1 protein-coding gene is annotated in these 1,535 nt (G+C 53.1%); it reads right to left on the bottom strand.

From position 1 onward, the window contains the following. Positions 1 to 1,535: beta strand repeat-containing protein (locus T426_RS25325; protein WP_051569030.1), on the bottom strand; the 1,535-nt coding region annotated here is incomplete at both ends.

Raw genomic sequence — 1,535 nt, 5'->3', positions numbered from 1 at the left:
ACTTTATTTGCTGCCGCTGCACCCGTTACCGTCAGCGTAGCTTTGGTGATGTCTGCCGTCAGACCCGCAGGCTGTGTCAGCGTGTAGTTCCCTGCATCCGTACCGCCGAGGGTCATCGAAGTGCTTACAGCGATACCGGTGCCTGCTCCTGACTGTGCAAACGTACCGGCAGTCGAATTACCCAGCGTAACATTGTCACTGCCAATTACTCCCGAAAGAGTAGCACCACTGATGGTGGCGTCGGTAGTCCCGTCGTAGACTTTATTTGCTGCCGCTGCACCCGTTACCGTCAGCGTAGCTTTGGTGATGTCTGCCGTCAGACCTGCAGGCTGTGTCAGTGTGTAGTTCCCTGCATCCGTACCGCCGAGGGTCATCGAAGTGCTCACAGCGATACCGGTGCCAACTCCTGACTGGGCAAACGTACCGGCAGTCGAATTACCCAGGGTCACATTGTCGCTGCCGATTACTCCCGAAAGAGTAGCGCCGCTGAGCGTAGCACCGGTAGTCCCGTCATAAACTTTATTCGCTGCAGCCGCACCGGTTACGGTCAATGCTTTTTTCGTAATATCGAGCGTTCCATTAACAAAAGTGATATCATAGTTCGTCGAGTTCAAGCCGCCCGGAGTGATCACGTAACCTGTGCCAACATACCTGGCCGTGGTCGCGGAGCCGCTGAAGGTGAGCGTACCCCCTAAATTTGTTTTGTCTTCGCCACTTACAAAACCAGTGTAACTTACTGTAAAGGGGTTGTATACGGTGCCGTCGTAAACTTTTGATTTGTTATCGGCTGTAATAGTCAACGACTTCTTGTTAACTGTAATCTGAACAGTTGTCGTCGTGCTTCCACCGGGATTCGTTGCCGTAACTGTATAATCAGTTTGTCCTGAAACGATTGTCGGCGTCCCGCTAATAATGCCAGTTGTCGTACTTAGAGTCAGGCCCGCCGGTAGGGTCGGAGCTATGCTATAATTGGTTACTGAACCTGTTACTGTTGGGGTGGTATTGGCAATAGCCAGACCATAGGTTGCGTTAATGGGGGCCGAAGAATAACTCAACCCACCCGGAGCTACGTCAACGACCGTTATGCTGATGCCAAATGTGCCATTACCACCGCTATTGCTGGCAGTTACCGTATAGGTAGCGGTGGCCGTTATCGCCGTGGGTGTACCGCTGATAACACCGGTTGTGGTATTCAAACTTAAACCGGCCGGTAAAGCAGGACTGACACTGTAGCTGACCACAGTACCACCGGTACTGGTCGGGCTAAGCGAAGCAATGGCTGTACCGTTGGTATAGGTTTGCGGAGTGGCGTAGCTGATAGCCGGGGCCACATCATTCACGGTGATGCTGATTTGAGCTGTGGCGCTGCCACCTGTATTGGTAGCGGTTACCGTATAGGTAACGGTAGTCGCTACCGCCGTGGGTGTACCGCTGATAACACCGGTCGTGGTATTCAAACTTAAGCCGGCCGGTAAGGCCGGGGTAACACTGTAGCTAACCACTGTACCACCAGTACTGGTTGGGCTCAGTGAAGC

Source organism: Prolixibacter bellariivorans ATCC BAA-1284 (genome assembly GCF_000621705.1).
Classification (GTDB): domain Bacteria; phylum Bacteroidota; class Bacteroidia; order Bacteroidales; family Prolixibacteraceae; genus Prolixibacter; species Prolixibacter bellariivorans.
Note: the sequence above shows the minus strand (reverse complement) of the source record. Positions and strands in the feature narration are given on the sequence as shown.